Source organism: Akkermansia sp., assembly GCF_020860705.1.
Lineage (GTDB): Bacteria > Verrucomicrobiota > Verrucomicrobiia > Verrucomicrobiales > Akkermansiaceae > Akkermansia.
Genome location: NZ_JAJBTT010000028.1, coordinates 38306 through 61461, shown reverse-complemented (window position 1 = coordinate 61461; position 23156 = coordinate 38306). Strand labels below are relative to the sequence as shown.

Here is a 23156-nt window from a genome sequence, read left to right as displayed (position 1 = left end):
GGCCGGTATTCAAGGGAATTGAAAGAAAACTGGTTTTATTATAAAAAATAGCAGCCAAACCCCCGTACACGCATAATTGCTTTTACCTTCGGCGTCAGACATGTTATAAATAACTCCGTTAAGGCGCACCTTATTTATCAATTATATACTATCCGTGCAGACTTATGAGTGATCAGACAACCGTAACTTACAGCACGATTGACGCTAACGAAGCCGTAGCCTCCGTAGCCTATCGTTTTTCTGAAGTCATTGCCATTTACCCCATTACACCATCCTCTCCGATGGGTGAATCAGCTGAAAGCTGGGCCGCTGTCAACCGGAAGAACCTGTGGGGAACCGTTCCCTCCGTGGTGGAAATGCAGAGTGAAGGCGGCGCGGCAGGCACCGTTCACGGCGCCCTCCAGACCGGAGCCATGGCAACCACCTTCACTGCATCCCAGGGCCTCCTGCTGATGATCCCGAACATGTTCAAGATCGCAGGGGAACTGACGCCCGCCGTGTTCCACGTGGCCGCACGCTCCCTGGCCTACCAGGCCCTTTCCATTTTTGGCGACCACAGCGACGTGATGAGCGCACGCTCCTGCGGCTGGGCCATGCTGTGCGGCTCCTCCACGCAGGAAGCTGCGGACTTCGCCGCCATTTCCCACGCCGCCACGCTGGAATCCCGCATTCCCTTCATGAACTTCTTTGACGGCTTCCGCACGTCCCATGAAATCGGCAAAATCGCCGACATCACGGACGATACGCTGAACGGCATGATCAAGACGGAATGGCTGGACTCCTTCCGCGAACGTGCCCTGACTCCGGACGCCCCCGTCCTGCGCGGCACCGCCCAGAACCCGGACGTTTACTTCCAGGGCCGTGAAACGGTCAACCAGTTCTATGCAGCCACCCCCGCCATTGTGCAGAAGGCCATGGACAGGTTTGCGGACCTCACCGGCCGTTCCTACCATCTGGTAGACTACACGGGCGCCCCGGACGCAGAAAACGTCATTATCCTGATGGGCTCCGGCGCAGAAGCCGTGGAAGAAACGGTGGAAGCCATGATTGCCCGGGAAAACGCCAAGGTCGGCGTTCTGAAAATCCGCCTGTTCCGCCCCTTCCCCGCCGCCGAACTAATCAAGGCGCTTCCCGCCACGGTCAGGAAGCTCGCCGTGCTGGACCGCACGAAGGAACCCGGCGCCCAGGGAGAACCGCTCCACCAGGACGTCATCCAGGCTCTCTTTGATGCCCAGGCCAACGGCGAACTTGCCTTCACCAACGGCATGCCCATGGTGGTCGGGGGCCGCTACGGCCTCTCCTCCAAGGAATTCACTCCCGCCATGGTCAAGGGCGTTTATGACAACCTGGCCCAGGACAAGCCCAAGAACCATTTCACGATCGGCATTAATGACGACGTGCTGGGCACCAGCCTTCCCTATGACGAAGACTATTCCACGGAAGCGGACGACGTGACGCGCGCCATGTTCTTCGGCCTGGGTTCCGACGGCACCGTGGGCGCCAACAAGGATGCCATCAAGATCATCGGCCAGCACACGGACCTGTATGTTCAGGGCTACTTCGTGTACGACTCCAAGAAGTCCGGCTCCTCCACCATCTCCCACCTGCGCTTCGGTCCGCGCCCGATCAAGTCCACGTACCTGATCACCAAGGCAAACTTCCTGGCCCTGCACCAGCCTTCCCTGCTGGACCTGTTCGACTTCCTGAAGAACGCCGCCAACGGCGCCACCTTCCTGATGAACAGCCCGCATCCGGCCGACAAGGTATGGGATACGCTCCCGGCCCGCATGCAGCAGCAGATTCTGGACAAGAACATCAAGCTTTACACGATTGACGCCTTCTCCGTAGCCCGGAAAACGGGCATGGGCGGCCGCATCAACATGATCATGCAGACCTGCTTCTTCAAGCTGGCCGGCGTGATTCCCGCTGATGAAGCCATCGGCTATATCAAGAAAGCCATCGCCAAGACCTATGCCAAGAAGGGCCAGGAAGTGGTGGACAAGAACATCGCCGCCGTGGACGCCACGCTGGAAAACCTGCACCGGGTGGATACCGCCGGCAAGACCGTCAACGGCCACGCCATCCCGGCAGTCATGTCCGCGGACGCTCCGGACTACGTCCAGAATGTCCTCGGCAAGATGATGTGCGGCGAAGGGGACAGCATCCCCGTCAGCCAGATGCCTGTGGACGGCACGTTCCCGAACGGCACTTCCCAGTACGAAAAACGGAACCTGGCCCTGGAACTGCCGGAATGGGATCCCACCCTCTGCATCCAGTGCGGCAAGTGCACGGCCGTTTGCCCGCACGCCGCCATCCGCAGCAAGTTCTTCTCTCCGGACGCTCTTTCCGGCGCGCCGGAAGGTTTTGAATGCCTGGATGCCAAGCATCCGGACTGGAAGGGTGAAAAATTCGTCATCCAGCTCTCTCCGAACGACTGCACGGGCTGCACGCTCTGCTCCGACGTCTGCCCGGCCAAGAGCAAAACGGACCCGACCCACAAGGCCCTGACCATGGTGCCCTCCCCGAAGATTCACGACAAGGAGGAAGCCAACTGGGACTTCTTCATGAGCCTTCCGGACGTGGACCGCACCAAGGTAAGAACGGACAATATCCGCTCCATGCAGGTGCTGCGCCCGCTGTTCGAATTCTCCGGCGCCTGCGCCGGCTGCGGTGAAACCCCGTACGTGAAGATGCTCTCCCAGCTCTTCGGCAACCGCCTGGTGGTCGCCAACGCCACGGGCTGCTCCTCCATCTACGGCGGCAACCTGCCCACCACCCCGTGGTCCCATGACTCCGAAGGGCGCGGTCCGGCCTGGTCCAATTCCTTGTTTGAAGACAACGCCGAATTCGGCCTTGGCTTCCGCGTTTCCCTGGACAAGCAGATGGAACACGCCATTGAGCTCCTCCATGACGCCGCCGGCATCGTGGGCCAGGAACTGGTGGATCAAATCCTGGCCAACCCCCAGAAGGATGAAGCAGACATCGCGCAGCAGCGCGAAAACGTCGCGGAACTCAAGAAGAGAATCACCGGCAAGCCGGAATGCGCACGCCTCCTGACCCTGGCGGACAAGCTCGTCCGCAAGAGCGTCTGGATCCTCGGCGGCGACGGCTGGGCCTATGACATCGGCTACGGCGGCCTGGACCACATTCTTGCCAGCGGCAGGAACGTGAAGGTGCTGGTCATGGATACGGAAGTATATTCCAACACCGGCGGTCAGTGCTCCAAGTCCACCCCGCGCGCGGCCGTGGCCAAGTTCGCCACCACCGGCAAGCCCGGCGTGAAGAAGGACCTGGGCCTGATGGCCATGACCTACGGCAACGTGTACGTAGCCTCCGTCGCCCTCGGCGCGAAGGACGAACATACGTTGAAGGCCTTCGTGGAAGCGGAAGCCTATGACGGTCCCGCCATCATCATTGCCTACTCCCACTGCATCTCCCACGGCATCAACATGGCCAAGGGCCTGCAACAGCAGAAGGCCTGGGTGGATTCCGGCCGCATCCTGCTCTACCGCTACAATCCGGATCTAGCCCTCCAGGGCAAGAATCCGCTGATCGTGGAAGGCAAGGGGCCGAAGGGAGACCTGCGCGACGTGCTGCTCAGCGAAAACCGCTTCAAGCTCCTGGCGAAGACCAACAAGGAAGGATTTGAAAAACTCCTTGAAGAAGCCCAGCAGGACGTCTGGCACCGCTGGAACCTGTACCAGAGCATTGCCGGCATGGGCGCCGACAAGCCTGCGGAATAAGGCGTACAGCCACTAACTTCAACGCCCCTGCACGGTTCCCCCGGCAGGGGCGTTTTTATGGCCTTGTCCATCTACAACAGCCGGGAAGCATGGATATTGACGGGTCCGCCCTTCCCATCGTCCGGCTGCATTGCCATCTTTTGCCGTTGCTTTTTCTGCGGAACCCGGCCTTTCCGCAAGGGAGGGGCCATACCGGAATCCCGCCGCCTCCTCCCCCGGAATGATTTACGGGAGCCTTCCCTTCCACAGCCTCACCCCTGCGGCGTGGCCGGCTGCCAATCCTGCACAGGCAGCTGCAATCCCCAGTACGTCCATCCACAGCCAGCCGTTCCCCCCATTCTGGAACAGCAGCAGGTGAACAGCCTGCCCCACGCTAAGAGCCGCCAGGAACCACATCAGGAAATAGCCCCAGCTCCACGCTCCCCGGAACAGCAGGAATTTTTTCAGGGAAGGTTTCTCACACGTCCGCCCTTTCCATGGATTTCCGCACTGCATAAAAATCATCACCAGCTGGAAACAGAAACATCCTGCAAACAAAAGGGCGTCTATCACCAGGTACCCCAAAGGGGAAAAACAATGCTGCTCATCCAGCTCCAGTCCCCAAGTAATGGATGTCACCAAAAAGAACGCGAGCAGAATGATATTTCCATACATCAGAACAACCGCTATCGTTTAAAACATATGTTTTTCCTCCAGCAATAAAATTTATTTTCCGGTCATCCCTTTTCAGGAAGGTACAAGCATTTTCATTTTTGGAAACTTCCTTCCACAAAGTAAAGAATCTGGAGGGGGGGGAGCTGTTGTCAGACAGTCAAGGAAAAACGAAGCTTTCTTCAACAAGAAGCTATCCGGTATTTTTTTGCCGGCGGCGTCTTTTCCAACAAGAATATATTCGCAGGAAGTATTGGGAACAGGATCCATACCAAAGGAATCACCGAGCGTTCTTGCAATGATCGCATCAATATCTCCTATCATTTTTTGTAAGAGGTCTTCTCCTTTCTGAAAGAAACCCCGGATAAACAGGAAAAATAATTGACACTATAAAATAGTTGGGCATGAATAATGTAGTATGAAATACTCGGCATTGTTATTCTTTTTTCTGTCTTTTCTGGTTGCTTGCGAGGCACAAGAGGTCTTTTTTAACCCCGATCCGGTCGAATTCACCCCTCCCCGAACGCATCCTTTAACGTCAAAGGAAATGAAAGAGTTAGAGGAAGAATGGCAAAACGCTTACATCGGAAAAAAAGAAGACTGGACACTCTTTACACGTAAGATAAAAGGGGGAGAATTTATTCCGGATATCCTACTAAATTTGGATATCACGGGAATGAAAAAACATGTCAATAAATCTGGTTACATTTATTTTACAATACCTTTCAAATCTGGAGAGAGAAAGCTTTCATCTTTTAGCAAGTGGCACATTTCCACGAACTGCATAAAAGCGCGAAATTATATGATGCCGACCCATGAAATGGATGCCTTTTTCAAATACAGGCAGGATCTGTTTTTTACTCCCCATCCCGGGGACGAATCTTTGACGCAAGAAGAAAGGGAATTTATTAAAACTTTGGATAGATGCCTGAACCGGAATTTCGCCTTTATCTACGCGCGGCCGTATTCCAACATGGAGAGAAAATTACTGGAAAGCGGAGCTTATTCCGGCCTTCTGCATGACCATATGCTTTTGACTCACTTGCCCGCAAATACTCAATTTTTTACAAAGGATCAATACAGAAAAGAAGTGAAAAGCCTGAAGGACAGGGAACAAACTTGCATAGGGGAAAGCGGAGTTCTTGTTTTTTTCAAACGGAAATTTCAAATGTCGCATAAAGATGAAAAAATAGCAGATAGCATCTATAGTTCCTTTGGTATAAACGGGGTTAAAATGTTTAATGCACTGTGCCGGAATTTTGAAGAGTTTGAAAAGGGACTCACACCGAAACTGCGAGATAAATTCACCCCGGAAGAACACAAAATATACATGTATCTAGGTTATCCTTTGACTTTGAAAGATGAACTGGATGATGTCCTGATGTATTCCCGAGGAACTGAATCAGCTTGCCTGGACGGTCAAGAAAATGTACTCCGCTCAACTGGTAATCAATCATTTTTCAGCGTGGAAACAGTGGGTAATATAAAAAAGGAGAAGTGGCGTTCTAGCAATCTTGTTGGTGCTCACAGAGAAAAAGCGGCGGATGTCCTGTACAGAAGGTATAATGAGCGTGTCAACGCCAGTGTGTATTGTAATGCCTTTTGGACGAAAAAAAACCTTCGGGAGTTAATTCTGGACCGAGCGCAGTTTGACCCCGAAGGCTCCGGAATGAAAGAAAAGAAGCAGACACCTTTTCAAGAGGCTTTGCTCGTACGCTATCAAACGGCATCAGGCTATTGCAACAAACTGATGAACTATGCCCTAAGTAAAAAGAAGACTCCGAAATCCATGGCTCATACGAATCTACTCACTAAGGAATTAATGAAAAACGATGAAATCAAGCGCCAACAGAAATCAATTAAGTAAAGGCGTCGTAAGGAGCAGAGATCATATGATCGATATCTTTACAAAATCAGGCATTTGATAAAAATCGGCTTCCTGCCTCTCAAGAGGCGGAGAGGGGGGGGGTTGCACGTTATGCCAAAAACACTTTCTCCTTATCTGGCTATCGTTCAAATTCGACACTTCTTTTTATGAATCAAAGTATGGTGACGACGCTATTTAGATTTCTTTAATGATTTCCTTTGCAACATAATTTTCAGAAAATATTGGTAACCAATACTTCAGAATTTCTTGAACTTATCCCCTCCTTATCCTTTGCAGCCGCCTGCTATATGCGTTTTTCATGCGCGGCCCGCATGGACGCAGGCCGCGCATGAAAAAAGCCGGAACGGAATGGAGCGGCAGCAAAAACGCCTTTCAGGATTCCTGGAAATGGTATACTCCGGATGGAGAACATACCATTCCCGTATTCGTATCCGGAAAGTGCACCACCTCGGGCATGAGGCGGGTGCCCACATCCAGATAGACCAGCTTTTCCGTGGCGGAGCCGTTACGGATCACGTGCGCTCCTTCCGGATTAGCGGGAAACGCAATAATATCCCCCTCTTTCAGGCTCTTTTCACCTTCCGGGGTACGCACGACGGCATGGCCTCTGATGATATAAAATACTTCTTCATTCACTTCATGGTAATGGTAGCCGTAAGCGAATTGCCCTGGCTCCACTTCCACGAAATTGGCCGCGCATTTGCCGGTGTCCACTTCTTCAATAACGGATTTTACCGCAAAGGAATTGCCTCCCTGGCTGATGACCTGCGGCGCCATCTCTTTGTAATTGGCAATGATGATCTTGTTCATGGCATTATTTGTTCACGCTTGCCGGAACGGCAGGCTTCCGTTAGAATAACGGAACTACCTCCCTTCTGTAAAGTAGGCATAAATTTGTAACCTAGACTCCCAAAAGAAACCATTGATTAAAACCAATGACTTATCAACCTTCCTCATGTCCTGTTGAAACCACTCTTCAACTGATTTCCTCCCGCTGGAAAGTGCTGATCATCCGGGACCTGCTCCAAGGTACCCGGCGGTTCGGGAACTCCGCAAATCCATCGGTCCCGTGACGCAGAAGGTCCTTACGGCTCATTTGCGCTCCATGGAGGAGGACGGCCTGCTCACCCGGAAGGTATATGCGGAGGTGCCCCCGCGCGTGGAATATACCCTCACGGAACTGGGCTACAGCCTGGGCCCCATTCTGGCTGCCATGGCCGCATGGGGATGCGGGTACCAGCAAAGAGGCAACTGATCCTGCTTTTCCGGCTTTCTCCAGCCGTCATCCCACGGGAATGGTCATAAAATCCCGGCGGGCTTTTCTTTCCGGAAAAATCAGCGGGCGGCTTCCGCCGTCTGGCGGATGATGTCGCGGGCCTTGCGCACGTCTTCCTCATGGGTGTTCCCACGGCTCTTTTCCACTGTGAAGAGCTTGGACAGCTCTTCATCCATGCGGGCCACGGCGGCTTTCGCCTTCGGGTTCTTTGCGGCTCGGGCGCGCAGGATGTTGACCTTTTCAAACTCTTCCAGCCCGTCGCGCAGTTTTTCAAACCGCAGGGAGCTGAGGTTGCCGGGATAGACCAGGTAGCAGTCTCCCGCGGGCCAGTTGCCAAAGTCTGTCGTTTCAAACGGATTGCGGTTCCATGAATTATAGGCCCATCTCAGGAAGCCGTCCAGGTTGTTGGCCGCAGCAAACAGGGGCAGCCATTCCGCCTCCGCCAGGGGGGATGCCGTGAAGGTATTGGGCTTTTTGGGGTTGACGCAGACATAAAACGTCGTCTTTTTCCCCTCTTTTTTACGCTGCGCCAGCAGATCGCCCATGACGGTGTCGGCATGGCCGATCACGGGGGAAACGTCGTACACGTCCCGGGTCATGGCGGTAGGCCGGTCGACTGCGGAAACGATTTTGAATTCCGGGGCATACTTGTCCAGGACGTTCTTGGCGGCCTTTACCATGGCGTCCGGCCGTTCGTCCAGGCCGATGCAGGTTTTGTCCAGCCATCCCCTGCTCTTGACGTGTTTCCGGAAGTCCTTCAGGAAGGGCCCCCAAATGGCCTCATAGGAAGGGTCGGAGGGCTTGAGGTCCAGGAATTGGTCATGCCCGGTAGCTTCATCCCTGTAACGGATTTTCATGGACCAGGGAATCATGGTGTAGCAAGTGATCTGGCCTTTTACTCCCACGTCATTAAGCATGAAGGAGACCCATTTGTCAAAGTTGGCATAGTCATACCTCATGACGCCATCCCTGCCCTTCACCCATTCAATCATGGACGGCCACCAGTCATAAGTCTGGCCATTCCAGGCTTCATCAATCAGGGAGCAGGTAATGGCCTTCTGGCCGGCCTCCGCCAGCCTTTTCATCACGGGTTTCAGCAGGGCGAAGTGCTCCGGCGACCACGGTTCCACATCGTGCCAGCGGGCCACGGCTTCCGGATGCTGCCAGAGGTCCAGATGCACCTGCCAGCCGGCGGGCGGGGGCAGCAGTTCCGGAGCCACCTCCAGCCTGACGGGGACGGTCACCACCGGGCTGTTTTCCGAAGAAACGGCCACCTTCCCCTGGTAAACGCCGGGGCGGGCTGCCGCCGGAATATTGATTTCCACCCACACGGGACGAATGCCGCCGGCCGGAAGGTCACAGCGCTTTTCCTTCCCGATGATGTCCGCCACGGGTTTTCCGGCTGCCCTGGTGTAGCGCACCAGGGAGACTTGAACGGGCAGCATCTGCCCGGCGGCATTTTTCAGGCCGGCGCAGGAAACGGTTAATTGGGGCTGTGCCTGGGAAGACCAAACCGCAATTTGCCCGCTCACCCGTTCTCCCCGCCACCCGGAAAGACGGAGCGCCTTCTGGAGCATTTCCGCACCGGGCGCGCTTCCAAAGGACAGGCGGTCATATTCTTTCACCGCCGCCGCTTTCAAATCCAGGGAGGCATCCGGGCCATAACCCTTGATTTCCACCAGATGGCCGCCGTTTTCCTTCCCGACGCTGTTGCCGAGGAACGTGATTCTGACGTATCGCACCGTCTGGGGCTCCAGCTTGAACGGCACGCCGTCCGCCGTGGCGGCAATGCTGTTGGAAGACTGGTCCACCAGCATTTTCCAGTTTTTCCCGTCCGGGGAACCTTCTATCTTGTATTGATAGACGCGCCCGTCCTTCCAATAGGGCCACACGTGAAGGGCGGACAGCGAACGGGGGCGCCCCATGTCCACCTGAAGCCAGACAGGCAGATGCTCGCATCCCCAATACTTGCCGCCGTCATTGGTCCGTCCGTCCACAGCCAGTTCAGGACGGTCTTCCCCATAATGCCCGGACGCGGTTACCGTGGCCCCTGAAAAAAGGTTGGCCCCTTCTCCGTCCCCCTTCATGGAAAGAAGAGCCGGTTCATACAGGGGATGCCTGTCCGCGGACTGGGCATGAACGGCGGATGCTAAAACAATGGCGGAAAAAAGAGAAAAAAAACAATGTCGCATCATTTCCCAGTACGCGGAAACGCTCTCCATACTTTCATCCAGGCTCATTTTATGGCTATTTCACCACCGGGCGCACGGGAATATCTCTGGAAGCAAAGTACGCCTTGGCTTCCGGCACCGTGTATTCGCCAAAATGGAAGATGGAGGCTGCCAGGACGGCGTCCGCCTTTCCTTCCACCAGCACTTCCACCATGTGATCCAGATTGCCCGCGCCACCGCTGGCGATCACGGGAATGCGGACCGCCTCACTGACGGCGCGGGTCAGTTCAAGATCATAGCCCGTCCTGGCTCCGTCCGCATCCATGCTGGTCAGCAGGATTTCCCCGGCTCCGCGGCGTTCCGCCTCCACAGCCCATTCCACCGCATCCCTGCCTGCGAATTTCCTTCCTCCGTGGGTGGAAACTCCCCACTTGCCGGGAGACTGCCTCTTGGCGTCAATGGCCACGACGATGCACTGGCTGCCGAAGGCCGCCGCACCTTCATTGATCAGTTCCGGACGGTTGATGGCCGCCGTATTCAGGGACACCTTGTCCGCGCCCGCCAGGAGCATTTCACGCATGTCTTTCACGGAGCGGATGCCTCCGCCCACCGTCAGCGGCATGAAACAGCACGCCGCCGTGCGGCGTACCACGTCCACCATGGTGGCGCGCCCGTTGGAAGAAGCGGTGATGTCCAGAAAAACAAGCTCGTCCGCCTGCTGCGCATCATAGGCCCTGGCGCATTCCACCGGATCCCCGGCATCCCTCAGATTGACGAAGTTGGTCCCTTTGACGACTCTGCCGTCTGTTACGTCCAAACACGGAATGATTCTTTTTGCCAGCACGCCCTTATCAAGCCAGCTCTTCCTCAAAAGGAAAAGCTTAAAATACGGCTTGGCCTGCCGCGTGCGTTTTTCATCGTCCAGTTCGCTCTGTCTTCGGACGTTCCAAGTTGTCTCCCGCTCTTCCCTCTCTTTTTTATAATATTGAAATTCAATAAATAGCGACGCTTGAAAAAGAATTTTCCACCACATTCCATGCAATCATCAAACTCGTTTTGCGGATTGCGAATCCGGTTCAAATAAAAAAATATGACCATAAAAGAATTATGATTTTTAATTCATTGAAAATAAGAATCTTTTCCTATAACTGGTCTTTTTTTTAATCTCTCCCGTTGCTGATTTTACGGGGGATGGATAGGGGTCGTCCTCTTAAAGACGGAAAAAATCGAAGAACCGGATTCGCAATCCGTTAAAGGAATTACAGATTCACCCCGTTGTTCTTTTCCTTGTCTAACAATTTAATTATATGAAGAAAACATTATTTATCCTGGCCATGGGGCTCCTTGGAGTCTCGGGAGTCCAGGCAAGCGTAACTCTGGTTTCCGGCTTTTCCCGGTTTGACCAAACTTCCCCAGGCAGCGGCACCGCCGCCTCCGACCTGGGCACAACCGCCCTCAGCTGGACGCTCAATGACGCCACCTGGAACGATGACGGAACCTGGACATCCAACGCAACGAACGCAAAGAAAAACGGCTTGGACGTTTCCAGCCTGAATCTTTCAGGAGCTTCCGGTTATACCGTCAATATCAATTTTGCCAAAGCTACCGGCCTTGACAATCAGGATTCCATCTTTTGCGCTTCTATCGGGGGAACAGGCAACAATTCCATCCTGGGACGTTATGAAACCGGAAATAAAATTGGAATCGCAAACGATGGCGCCAGTGGGGGCCGTCCTGCCAGCGCTTTGAGCAACGCCATTAGTTTTACCGATCCTTTCTCCCTGACTCTCTCCGTTGAGGCCGGAGGCAACTATAGTCTATTTATCACGCAGAACGGAACCACCCAGAATATATACTGGAATGGAAAAACACAAGCCGGGCTCCTGAATACACTGTACATCGGCTGCTGGGGTTCATTGCCCAATTACCAATGCTCCCCGACGGTATCCGGCCTCAGCTTCTGGGAAGGAGCGGCAACGCAAGACGATCTGGCAGCCATCATCAACGTACCGGAACCGGCCACTGCCTCCCTGGGTCTGCTGGGACTTGGAGCGCTGTGCCTGCGCCGCCGGAGAAAATAGGCCAAGGTCTTTCTCTTCATGAAAGCCGTTGGCCGTGTTTTACCGCCAACGGCTTTTATTTTTTACTTTTCTGAAAACAACTGCCATGAAACTGTCTCCTTTTTGCCGCGGCCTGCTGTACATTCCCCTGGCGGCAGCCCTGATCGGCACGGCGAACGCCAAAACGCTCCAATTATACATCCTGACGGGCCAGTCCAATTCCCTGGGCGCAGTCAAGGGTTCTCCGGCATCCGCCGAATTGCTGGAACAATACAAGTCCGACGGGAGCACCAAATTCTGGCACAACAATTTCAACAAGGATTCCGGCAACTCTGTGGATTACAATCCTGCGGCTTCCTCTTCCTGGGGTTCCGTGGTTCCGCAGGTGTGCGGAACGGCGAAAAGCAATTACAACTGCATGGGGCCGGAGTACGGATTCGCGGCCGTGATGGAACGCAAGGGATGGTCCCTGGGCGGCTCTTCATCCGGAAGCACGGAGATGGGCATCGTCAAGGTTTCCCTGGACGGAGGCGGCAATTCCTACTGGAACAAGGGAACCAATGCGTACAATACCATGGTGGAAACCGTCCGGCAGGCTTGCGCGAATGCCCTGGCCAACGGCTACGACCAGGTGGAAATCATGGGCGTGATGTACCTGCAGGGGGAATCCAACGGCAATGCAAGCAACGTCGGCGATTCCTTTTTAACGTTTCTGGACAATTTGCAGGCGGACGTCAGCCAGGCAGGCGTGGACACCACCGGCTTGGCGGAGCACCAGGCCATCCTGGGAGAACAGGCCCAGTGGTCTACGGCCAATGTCACGAATGCCGAAACCGGAGATGTCACCGGCGGCTTCAACGGCAATGAAGGTTCCTCCGGAACGACGCGCGACCAGCAGAAAGCCCTGGCCCAGGCCAACGACAACATGGGCTGGGTTCCCACGCGGGACCTCGCCAAAATCACTTCAGGGGATGCCATGGGCGTTCATTACGACGGGAAGTCCCAAATTACCATCGGAGCACGGTATGCCTATGAGGCGGCCAGGCTCGCCGGCTATGATACGGGCACCGTACGCAGCGGAAATTACGATGCCGCCCTGTCTTCCACAGACGCCTGGATGAACGGCAAGCTTCCGGTGGACAGCGTGGCCGTATGGGACGTGGCTTCATCCGCCAAGGACAACATGGTGAGTACAGCTGCCGGAACCAATGCCGTTCTTTACGGCATCAGGATTGAAGACACCTACCTGAACACCATTACCATCCGGGGCGTGGCCGTGGACGGCAGCGCCTCCCCTTCCCTGGAAGACGGGCACCTGATCCTCGGCAATGGCGGCATTGACATTGCCGCCGGCAAGAATCTGAATATTGACGCCGTTCTGGAATTGCAGGGAAAACAGTCATGGAACATCGCAGGCGGCAGTACCCTCGCTATTCAGGGCAGCGGCGCAGGAAACAGCAATGCCGGCAACCAGGTTCTTTCCTTCATCACCGGAAGCGGGGACGTCTCCATCAGCAATTCCACCCTCGCGGCTGATCCGGCCGGGATAGCCAGGGTTAATGTCAGTACCTACATCAATACCAACGCCGCCGCCTTCACGGGAAACTGGACCATCGGTCCGGGCGTCGAAATCACGATGAACGGGAAGGATTCGCAAACGGCGGCCTCCGGCTGGGGTTCCGGCGCCATCCATCTTCAGGGGGCGACGGTCCTGGCCGGCTGGGAAAACGTGACGGCCAATACGTGGAACAATCATTTTATGTTGGAAGAGGGTACCGTTTCCTCCTTCGGAAGCTCCACCAACTCTTCCGGAAGCGTCCTGACCCTGGCCGGAGAGATTTCCGGAAAAGGGGCCCTGTCCAAAACCACCGACAATACGCTGGTGCTGTCCCACGCCAATACCTACACGGGAGGCACCCGGATCCAGGGAGGCACCCTGCGGCTCGGAGACAAGGATGCCCTGGGTACGGGAACCGCCGCCGTTTACACGGGGGGAACGCTGGATTTGAACCATTACGACGTTTCCAGCGCCATCCGCCTGGCCGGGGGGGAAGTTCTGAATTGGAGCTCTGCCGCGCGGGTGGAAATCGCCCACCAGGTCATCTGGGCCAACCAGCATTTGACGGGGCAGCTGGCCTTGTCCGACGGCTCCCGGATTCTGGCCGGCAATTCCATGACGCTGGGAACGGGAGACAGCCTGACGGCGGGCAATTTCACGGTGGAACTTTCATCAAGAAACCTGGTGGACGGCGGCGAAGGACTGGCCGCCATCATCATGACCGGAGGCACATTGAACCTGTTGAATGGCCTGACGCTGGACGTCAGCGGAACCATGGATGCCGCCGGTACCCTGGCCTTCAAGATAACGGATGTTTCCGGAGGTTCCCTGAACGGACTGTCCTCCGCGGAAGATTTTTCCATGGCCGATGCGTCCAGCAGCTGGAATATCCTGAATTACGACGCTTCCACCGGAATCGTGACGCTCTCCATTCCGGAACCTTCTTCCGCCTTGCTGGGACTTCTGGGCGTTACCGTCCTGCTGGCCATGCGCCGCAGAAGCTGACCTTTTTTCCGGGCGTTCATCTGCATGCAGATTAAAACGGGGAATGGGTTCTGATGCCCGATGAAATGCCGCAAGCCTCTGCGGCGTTCTCCGGCCGGTCCGGATTCTGCCGGGGACGTTGCTGGAAGCCATGTTTTCCTCCTCAAGGCATATTTCCGGGACACTCCGGAAATATGCGGAAAAATTCGGGGGAAGAAGGGCAGACGGCTTAATACTTTTCTTTCCGTGCCCAAGTGGTAGACTCCGCGCAAGGCATCTCCACCCATGACAAACACACGCTCGGGATTTACCAAACTTGCAGCCATCTGCATCGCCATCCTTCTGGGAGCGGTGATTTGGGAACTGGGGTGGCCCCTGACGCGTGCGGAACATGAATGGTCGCGCCTGATTGCGGCCGTCGCCACGCTGGGGCACCTGACGGGCGTGCTGGGCTCCTACTTCCGGAAGGAAATCAACAGGCCTTCCCTGAGGCTGCTGGTCTTCCAGATCATCAGCTGCCTGCTGATCTTCATCCTGATCGACAGGGAGCAGCAGGAGGACAGTTTCATGAGGTTTACGGAGCTTTCCCGCCTGGTGATTACGGCCGGCCTGATTGCCATTCCCACGCTGATGTCCCTGACCAAGATTTTCCAATGGCTGCTGGGCAAACAGAAAAAAGGGCGCCCGCTGATGGCCCCCGCCATGCAGTTTGTGGCCTCCCTGGGAGTAGTCATTCTGGCAGGAACCGGGCTTCTCCTGCTTCCCAATTCCACGTATCCGGGCATCACGCTGAGCTTTACGGACGCCCTGTTCACCAGTACCAGCGCCGTATGCGTCACCGGCCTGAACGCCGTGGACTTCGCCCATATCTTCACCCCGCTGGGAGAAATGTTCACGCTTGCGCTCATCCAGATCGGCGGGTTCGGCATCATGACGTTCGCCTACTTCGTGGCCATGGTGGCGGGCCAGGGATTTTCCCTGCGGGACCGCGTGCTGCTGACGGACTTGCTGGACGAAGGCAATCTGGGGTCCGTGGTCTCCTTCATCACCACGATTGTGGTAAGTACGCTGTTTATTGAATTGTGCGGCGCCGTTCTCCTTTATTTTTCGTGGGAGGGGAAAGACATCAACCTGATGGGGGAACCCCTGTGGTGGCATTCCCTTTTCCATTCCGTTTCCGCTTTCTGCAACGCAGGTTTTTCCACGTTTCCGATGAATCTGATGGAGCCGGGCATCCGCCTGTGCTACAGCGGGCAGGCCGTCATCATGGCACTGATCATCTGCGGCGGCCTGGGCTTCGGCATTTACAAGGAAATCAATTCCCGGCTGGTCAACCGCTTTCTGGCGAAGCACCGCCGCCTGCGCATGCAGTGGAGCCCTTATTTCAAACTGGTGATGATCACCACCGGCATTCTGCTGGCAGGGGGAGCCCTGTCCATCTTTGCCGTTTCAGCGCCCCATGCCTCTGCCCCGCTGGGGCAGCACCTCTGGAACTGCCTTTTTGACAGCGTCACGTCCCGCACGGCGGGCTTCAACATCAGCGATTACAGCCACTACCTGCCAGCCGCCAGCCTCATCATGTGCGGCCTGATGGTGGTGGGCGGCAGCCCCGGCGGCACGGCGGGCGGCATGAGAACCACCACCTGCGCCATTGCAGGCGCGGAAATCCTGCGTATTCTCCGCGGGCGGGACCATGTGGAATTTTTTCACCGCCGCATTGACCAGCGCACCGTGGCGCGGTGCGTGATCACGGTGGTGGTCTCCTGCGCCTGGATCGGCTGCTTCACCATCCTGATCTGCAGCCTGGAGCCCGCCATGAGCTCACTGGATATCTTCTTTGAAAATTGCAGCGCTTTTGCTACCGTAGGCGTGTCACGGGGAATCACGCCTGATCTGAGCGACCCTTCCAAATATCTTCTCATCATCAACATGCTCGCCGGCCGCGTGGGGCTCTTCGCCTTTCTCATTGCGCTGGCCGGCACCCCCACCCCGCGGCATTACCGCTATCCATCCGTCAAAATCCCGCTAACCTGAACATACCGTTATGAGATATACCGTTATCGGCCTGGGCCAGTTTGGGCAGGAACTCTGCATTGAGCTTTCCGCCCGCAATATTGAAGTAGTGGCCGTCGCCTCCACGGATGAAGAACTGGAGCAGGTCAAGGATTTGGTTACTTATGCCGTTGTAACGGATTACACTAATCCGGCCGCCCTGCGCGAACTGGAACTGGACGAGCAGTCAGCCGTCATCGTCGCCATCGGGGACAGCTTTGAAGAAAACCTTCTGGTCGTCACGCACCTTCAGAAAATGGGCGTCCGCTACATTTACGCCCGCGTGATGAGCCCGGTGCATGAACACATCCTGAGCCAGATGAACGTGTACGCGCTCATCAATCTGTCCCGCGTGGCTTCCAAGCAGCTCGCCAGCCAACTGGAATCCCCGGAATTCCTGCGCGTCTCCCCCATGGATGAAAACCACAGCATCGTGGAAATAGCCGTGCCGCGCATCTGGGTGGGCAAGCGGCTCCGCGACGTGGGCCTGCGCACGGACCACCATCTGAACCTGCTGACCATCCGCCGCGGAGAAGCCCAGACCCCGCAGGGGCGCCGGGAAATCCTTTCCATCCCGCGCATTCCCGTGATCGGCACCCCTTCCCCGGACCTCGTTTTTGAAGACCACGACATCCTGGTCCTGTTCGGCAAGGAAACGAACCTGATTGAATTCGCCCAGCTTTCCAAGGGTTTGTGACCTGGAAACATTTTCCATGAAGGAAGGGGGAGGAATCATGCCATGGCATGCTTTTTCCTGTTCCGGAATTCTTACAGGATTTTTCGGGCTTCCTGATGGAAAGTCCGGCCAGTTCCCGGAGCCATAGCTTTCAGGAGAGTTCTTCAAACGCGGTGATCAACCGCTTTTCAGAGATGCGCCCTTTGACAGAAATAGCGGGAGCGAAGACGGCCAGGCGGTATTCTTCCAGCAGGTAGCCGTACTGCGTCCAGCGCAGATCGTCCGCATGCTCCGGCAAAGCCCGATGCCAGGGGAGATAAACGCGTTCAAAGAGGTCCAGGCGTTCCAGCTCCCTGGCGAGGGGTTGCTGGCCGATGCGCCTGATGCGTTCCGAGATGCCCTGCATGTACCGTTTCAGGTCCGGCAGGCGTTCCACTCCATGCGCCCACAGAAAGCGGGGACGGAGCAGCCAGTCAAGCTGGCGGCGGAGATCCGCCGTGATGCGCTCCGTATGGCGCACCCCCTGCTGCGCGGCGGAGAAGTCCCTTGCGGCATGCTCCGTGGCTGCCACCAGTTCCCATACATCCGCCACGCCATGCGCGGCGTCAAAGAGATTCTGCCGCAGGTTCATTTCTGCAGCGGCAAATTGTTCCGCCGTACGCGGGAGGGGACGGCCCATGGCCATTTCCGCAGAGACGTCCACCAGATCATCCGCATTGGTGGACGGATCCTGGCCAAGCAGGTGCAGGGAGAGTTTTCCTTCCAGCTTCAGCGGGAATTTTTTGCGGAGGTGGTTGAGCTGGTCCGCCTGGCGCAGGCGCATGAAGCGCAGGCACCCTCCCCGGTGGGAGTCCGCCGCACGCAGCCCGTCTTCAAAAACGCGCACGCCTACGGATGAGCCTTCATCCACCAGGGCGACGTAACCCGTCCTCCCCGCTACATCCACCGTGTGTTCCAAATTCCCGCAGGTCCATTCCTTCATTCCGGTAACGGACACAATGTCCGCCGCCGTTTCCCGGAACCGGCGGGAGAGTTTTTTGCCCAGGCGTCCGTTCAATTCCGCAACGTCCGTACCCATGGCAAGTTCTTCCCCTTCATCATCGCATACCCAGATTTTCGTGACCAGCTCCGCCGGAATACGGTTCATGTCAAAGAAGGAGGGAGCGCAGAAACGCCCGGTTTCCGATTCCACGAATTCCGCCAGTTTCTGCGCCAGCGGGCCATCCGGTTCCAGGCCATGCCGCAGTTCCGCAAAGTAGGCGGCTTTCTGGCTGATGGGCTGGAGGAAGACGCGCAAGTCCTTGGGAAGGGTACGCAGCAGGCATTCCGCCCGCTGGGCCAGATGGCCCGGTACGCCCCACTCCGGCAGCCACTCCGGAACGTCCGGCAGCTGGTCGATATGGACGCCCAGCGTCACGCCGTCATCTTCCGCGCCGGGGTCATTCTGGTAGTAGACGGCATACTCCGCCCCGGCACAGCTGATTTCGTCCGGAAAGCCGTCCAGCAGATCCTTTCCCCAGAATTCGTACATGGCTTCCTGGGCCGGAACATGCAGGGCTTCCGGGTCTTTTTTCTCCACGCTTCCGGCCCAGCGCAGAAAGGCCCTGGCCGTGCAGCAGTCCTGCGGAATGAGCCTGTCAAAGAATTCAAAAACGCCTTCTTCGCACCAGACCTGGTCCGGACGGCGGAGTTTCAGTTCTATCTGCCGCACTTCCTCCCGGAGCGCTTCCAAATGTTTGATGCACCCGGGCCTGGTACGGAAGCCGCCGCCCAGCAACCCTTCACGGATCATGATTTCCCGCGCATGGGCGGGATTGATGCGGCCATAGTGGACGCGCCTGTTGTCAATGATGCGCAGGCCGCCGCACATCACGCGTTCCACGGCGTATACCGCACCCTGCTCCTTGTCCCACCGCGCTCCGGAGTAATGGGATTCACAGAGGTGGGGAGCCACCTGCTCCACCCATTCCGGTTCCAGCCTGGCGGCGCGGCGCATCCACAGGCGCGTGGTGTCCACCAGTTCCACGCCCATCACCCATTCGCTCCGTTTCTTGCGGCGGAACAGGCCGGATCCGGGAAAGATGCCGAAGGAGCGCCCCCCGGCGCCGCGGTATTCCCGGTTATCCGCATCCCAAAGGCCGAACTGGCGCGGAACGCCAGCCAGAATGCTCCGGTGAATCATGGCAAAGGACGCCTGGCGCTCCGCTTCCGCCTCCAGCGGGGGAATCTTGCATTTCAAGGTCTCCTTCACCAGACGGGAAAGGTCTTCCCACAGGTTGAACCATTCCATCATGCGGTTGAAATTGAGGAAGTTTTTTCCGCACCATTTCCGGAGCTGGTTTTTGCGCCAGCGCCGCCCTTCCCGGAATTGCCAGGCAGCCTTCCACAATCGGAGCAGGGACAGGAAATCGCTGTCTTCATCCTTCCATTGCGCATGGGCCTGGTCCGCCTTTTGCGCAGCGTCCGCCGGACGTTCCCGGGGGTCCATGACGCCCAGGCCGGCCACGATCACAAGCATTTCAGGCAGGGCCTGTTCATGCTGCGCTTCCAGCAGCATGCGGCCCAGGCGAGGATCAATCGGCAGCCGCGCCAGCTTCCTGCCCACGGGCGTAAGCTGGCGCGCCTTGTCCAGCGCGCCGATTTCCCGCAGGGTGCGGTAGCCCTCCGTCACCAGCTTGGAGGAGGGAGGGTCCGGAAGGGGAAATTCCGGCATTTCAGGCAGACCCAGGTCTTTCATCCTGAGCAGCGCTCCGGCCAGGGCGCTGCGCCTGATTTCCGGGTCCGTGAAGTCCTGCCTGTCCTCCCAGCCTTCTTCACTGTACAGGCGGATGCAGACGCCTTCGCAGACACGGCCGCAGCGGCCCGCACGCTGGCGGCCGCTGGCCTTGGAGACGGGCTCTATCTGGAGCCTCTGCACCTGGCGGGCCGGACTGTAGCGGCTGACGCGCGCCAGACCGGAGTCAATAACGTAAATGATGCCGGGAATGGTCAGGGACGTTTCCGCCACGTTGGTAGCCAGGACGATGCGGCGGTATCCCCGCTCCGGGTGGAAAATCCTCTGCTGGTCCGCCAGGCCCAGCCTGGCAAACAGCGGCAGGATGCGGGTATTCCTCAAATTCCGGCCTTCTAATTTCTCCGCTACTTCACGTATTTCACGTTCTCCGGGGAGGAAAACGAGCACGTCCCCGCGGTCGTCCAGGGTGTCCAGCCAGTCCACGGCGCGTGCCACGTGGGCGGAGAGTTCTTCCTCCTCATGCACCGGAGGCAGGTAGTGAAGGTCCACCGGATAAGTGCGGCCTTCCACCTGGATGATGGGAGCGCCCCCGAAGAATTCGGAAAATCCCCCGGCGTCCAGCGTAGCGGAGCTGATGACCAGCCGCAGATCCTTCCGCCTGTCCAGCAGGAGTTTGAGGTAGCCCAGCAGGAAGTCGATATTGAGGCTGCGCTCATGGGCCTCATCCAGAATCAGGGTATGGTACTGGCGCAGGTCCGGATCATGCTGCGTTTCCGCCAGCAGAATGCCGTCCGTCATGAATTTCAGGCGCGTATCCGGCCCGGCTTTTTCTTCAAAGCGCACCTGGTAACCCACCAAACCTCCCAATTCGCAGTTCAATTCCTCCGCCACGCGGCGGGAAACGGAAGCCGCAGCCAGTCTTCTGGGCTGGGTGCACCCCACCCTGCCCGGCGCTTCTCCGGCAAGCTCCATGGCCATCTTGGGAAGCTGGGTGGTTTTACCGGACCCTGTTTCCCCCACTACCACAATGATCTGATGCTCCCGCATCGCCGCCAGAATATCGTCCCGGCGGCGGGAAATGGGAAGATCCGGATAGGAAATGTTCATGATGGAAGGGAGAAAAAAACCCTGCAAGAACGTCCTGCAGGGTGGGAGGGAAAAGCCGGAAAGGGATTTTCTTTACTGCCGGGGTTTGGGAAGGGCGATGCGGCCGCTCCGGGTCAGCATCTGCACATCGTAATCCTCAATAAGGGACAGGAAACGGTCGATCTTGTGTTCGCCGCCCGTCACTTCAATCGTCAGGGCGTCCCGCGTGACATCCACGATGCTGGCGCCCAGGATCTGGCAGAATTCAATGACTTCATGCCGCGTGGTGGAATCCACGCTGATGCGGGTCAATACCGTCTCCCGGTACACGTTGTCCGTGTTGCGGAAATCCACTACTTCCACCGTGTTGACGAGTTTTTCCAGATGTTTTATAATCTGGTCCAGAACGTCTTCCTTTTCGCGTACGACGATGGTCATCCGTGAAAAGCGCGGGTCCTGGCTAGGGGCAACGTTCAACGAATGAATATTGTAGCCCCGTCCACTGAACAAACCGGCAATGCGGGCAAGCACGCCAAATTTGTTTTCAACAAGTACGGAGATAGTATGACGAGTCATAAGTTTAATTTCTTAAAGGTGATGTATTATATGCGCTTTTAATTGCCAGTCAAGTCCGTGGAATAATGATGCCGGAAAACGTTTCCACGGGTGCATTTTCTGACAGGAGGGGAGAGGAGAAAAAAGACGGAATTCAAAGCTCCCGCGGGATGATGGCGTTGCTCTTCGTCTCCGTGGGGATGCGGGGCAGCAGGGTCTTTTCAGAAATGGGCCGCGCGTCCACTTTCACGTTGAATTGCTGTCCGTCACGGGAAACGGTCAGCAGGGCCGGACCTTCCCTCAGGGCTCTGACCAGCGCATCCATGGTGCTGACGCTCTGGTGATTCACGGCAAAAACCATGTCCCCCGCCTGTAAGATCTGCCCCACGGACTTCTTCGGGTTCACCTGGATAACCAGAAGCCCGCGCGCGCCAATGGATTGTTCCTCCGCGGTAAGTTCACGCAGATGCATGCCCACTCCTTCCATAAAGTCCTCCCACGGGGAGGGAACGTTCTTTAAAATGCTGTCCCCCACCTTCAGGGTGACGTTCATTTTTTGTCCCTTGCGCCAGATTTTCAGCCTGAATTTGTCGCCGATGGAAAGATTTTCTATGTGGTCCTTCACATCCTGGTCAGTCTGGATGGGCACTTCATTGAAACTTACCATGACATCTCCCGTCTGAAGGCCCGCCTGTTCAGCCGGAGAACCGGGCTTCACGATGTTGACCACGGCCCCTCCCGCTTCATGATAGTCCAGAAAACTGCGGAGCGGAGGCGTATTGCGTACAATGTCCAGCCCCAGGTATCCCCTCATGGGGCGTCCATGCCTGCAAATCTGCTCAAAGCTGTGCAGTACGAGATTGGAAGGAATGGCAAAGCCGATGCCCGCGTAATTCTTCTCCACATTGGGAAGAATCGACTTGTTGATGCCGATGACTTCACCGCGGATATTGATGAGAGGTCCTCCGGAATTGCCCGGGAAGATGCTGGCATCCGTCTGGATCAGGTCCAGGCCTGAATCCACCAGCTTGCGTTCCCGTGCGCTGATGATGCCGCGGGAAACCGTCGTGCCCAGTCCATAGGGGTTGCCGCAAGCCAGAACGATCATGCCGGGAGCAATTTCGTCACTGTTGCCGAACGGAAGAGGGGTAAACGTCATGGGATTTTCCACTTGCAGCACGGCGATGTCCAGCTCCGGGTCCACCCCTACCAGGCGTACGGAAACGCTTTTTCCATTGCTCAGGGTGACGCGCAGCGCATGCTTGTTCTGAATGACGTGGTAAGCGGTGATGATATGCCCTTCTTCCGTGACGATGACGCCGGAACCCAGTCCATGGACCGCCAGCCTTTTTTCAATCATGGATTCTCCGTCCTCGGAAGGCTGCGGGACGCTGGTCACACCCGTGGTGTCTATGCTGACCAGCACGCGTTCCACCAGCCGTGCTACGCGTGAATATTCCTCATTAAGCTGGTGCAGAATAGGCACGTCCCTCTCTTTGAGTTCAGACTGCTGCGCCAGGGTAAACACCTCCGACCGGAAGGAAACGGTTTTCTCCGTAACCCGGCTGTTCCATCTCCAATAGGCAACGGCGACCACCATCATCATAACCGTCATCATGATGACAAGTAGCGCCCGTGTCCAAATGGTTGATCTCATGGAAATGCCCTGCCGGAGTAAGGATCAAACGATTTGCGGTTGATCACAAGGGGATGCCTGAAAAC

14 protein-coding genes and 2 pseudogenes are annotated in these 23156 nt (G+C 56.6%); 8 read left to right on the top strand and 8 right to left on the bottom strand.

The features are described 5' to 3' along the window. Positions 1–164 precede the first annotated feature (164 nt). On the top strand, positions 165–3743 hold the full coding sequence (gene nifJ, locus LIO64_RS05980) for a pyruvate:ferredoxin (flavodoxin) oxidoreductase (protein ID WP_290548527.1): 3579 nt from the start codon (positions 165–167) through the stop codon (positions 3741–3743). A 225-nt stretch (positions 3744–3968) separates the two neighbouring features. On the opposite strand, the gene LIO64_RS05975 is transcribed toward nifJ, so the two are convergent. After that, entirely contained in the window at positions 3969–4361 is a 393-nt protein-coding gene (locus tag LIO64_RS05975) for a hypothetical protein (protein WP_290548526.1), read from the bottom strand. 108 nt (positions 4362–4469) lie between these two features. After that, entirely contained in the window at positions 4470–4718 is a 249-nt protein-coding gene (locus LIO64_RS05970) for a hypothetical protein (RefSeq protein WP_290548525.1), read from the bottom strand. 94 nt (positions 4719–4812) lie between these two features. On the opposite strand from LIO64_RS05970, the gene LIO64_RS05965 reads away from it, so the two are divergent. Together LIO64_RS05965 and LIO64_RS13030 are read left to right on the top strand one after the other, a co-directional pair. Then, positions 4813–6261 carry a hypothetical protein gene (locus tag LIO64_RS05965; RefSeq protein ID WP_290548524.1) on the top strand — a complete coding sequence of 483 codons (1449 nt, stop codon included), beginning with the start codon at positions 4813–4815 and terminating at the stop codon, positions 6259–6261. After that, positions 6262–6357: pseudogene (locus LIO64_RS13030) on the top strand (IS5/IS1182 family transposase); the annotation flags it as partial. 297 nt (positions 6358–6654) lie between these two features. On the opposite strand, the gene LIO64_RS05960 reads toward LIO64_RS13030, so the two are convergent. Beyond that, positions 6655–7092, bottom strand: coding sequence for a cupin domain-containing protein (locus tag LIO64_RS05960; protein ID WP_290548523.1), 438 nt, complete (start codon positions 7090–7092; stop codon positions 6655–6657). Between the two features lie 125 nt (positions 7093–7217). On the opposite strand from LIO64_RS05960, the pseudogene LIO64_RS13025 reads away from it, so the two are divergent. After that, a pseudogene (locus LIO64_RS13025) lies at positions 7218–7537 on the top strand (helix-turn-helix domain-containing protein). 80 nt (positions 7538–7617) lie between these two features. Here LIO64_RS13025 and LIO64_RS05950 read toward each other — a convergent pair. Together LIO64_RS05950 and hisF are read right to left on the bottom strand one after the other, a co-directional pair. After that, positions 7618–9798 carry a glycoside hydrolase domain-containing protein gene (locus tag LIO64_RS05950; RefSeq protein ID WP_290548521.1) on the bottom strand — a complete coding sequence of 727 codons (2181 nt, stop codon included), beginning with the start codon at positions 9796–9798 and terminating at the stop codon, positions 7618–7620. A 7-nt stretch (positions 9799–9805) separates the two neighbouring features. After that, on the bottom strand, positions 9806–10573 hold the full coding sequence (gene hisF, locus LIO64_RS05945) for an imidazole glycerol phosphate synthase subunit HisF (RefSeq protein WP_290548544.1): 768 nt from the start codon (positions 10571–10573) through the stop codon (positions 9806–9808). Positions 10574–11036: 463 nt separating this feature from the next. Between hisF and LIO64_RS05940 the strand changes: the two genes are divergently transcribed. From LIO64_RS05940 to LIO64_RS05925, 4 genes are all read left to right on the top strand, one after another. Next, a complete protein-coding gene (locus tag LIO64_RS05940) occupies positions 11037–11810 on the top strand; it encodes a PEP-CTERM sorting domain-containing protein (RefSeq protein ID WP_290548520.1) in 774 nt (257 codons plus the stop codon). Between the two features lie 85 nt (positions 11811–11895). After that, positions 11896–14352 (top strand): sialate O-acetylesterase, encoded by a 2457-nt coding sequence (locus tag LIO64_RS05935; protein WP_290548519.1) that lies wholly within the window; start codon positions 11896–11898, stop codon positions 14350–14352. A gap of 264 nt (positions 14353–14616) precedes the next feature. Beyond that, positions 14617–16365, top strand: a complete 1749-nt coding sequence (locus tag LIO64_RS05930) for a potassium transporter TrkG (protein ID WP_290548518.1) — start codon at positions 14617–14619, stop codon at positions 16363–16365. A gap of 10 nt (positions 16366–16375) precedes the next feature. Beyond that, positions 16376–17080, top strand: coding sequence for a TrkA family potassium uptake protein (locus tag LIO64_RS05925; RefSeq protein WP_290548517.1), 705 nt, complete (start codon positions 16376–16378; stop codon positions 17078–17080). A gap of 130 nt (positions 17081–17210) precedes the next feature. On the opposite strand, the gene hrpA is transcribed toward LIO64_RS05925, so the two are convergent. The 3 genes from hrpA to LIO64_RS05910 all read right to left on the bottom strand — a co-directional run bounded on the left by hrpA (position 17211) and on the right by LIO64_RS05910 (position 23052). After that, on the bottom strand, positions 17211–20900 hold the full coding sequence (hrpA, locus tag LIO64_RS05920; protein WP_290548516.1) for an ATP-dependent RNA helicase HrpA: 3690 nt from the start codon (positions 20898–20900) through the stop codon (positions 17211–17213). Between the two features lie 72 nt (positions 20901–20972). Beyond that, the gene (ilvN, locus tag LIO64_RS05915) at positions 20973–21455 is read right to left on the bottom strand and encodes an acetolactate synthase small subunit (protein WP_290548515.1); all 483 of its coding nucleotides are present in this window, start codon (positions 21453–21455) and stop codon (positions 20973–20975) included. A 133-nt stretch (positions 21456–21588) separates the two neighbouring features. Continuing rightward, positions 21589–23052 (bottom strand): trypsin-like peptidase domain-containing protein, encoded by a 1464-nt coding sequence (locus LIO64_RS05910; RefSeq protein WP_290548514.1) that lies wholly within the window; start codon positions 23050–23052, stop codon positions 21589–21591. Positions 23053–23156 lie beyond the last annotated feature (104 nt).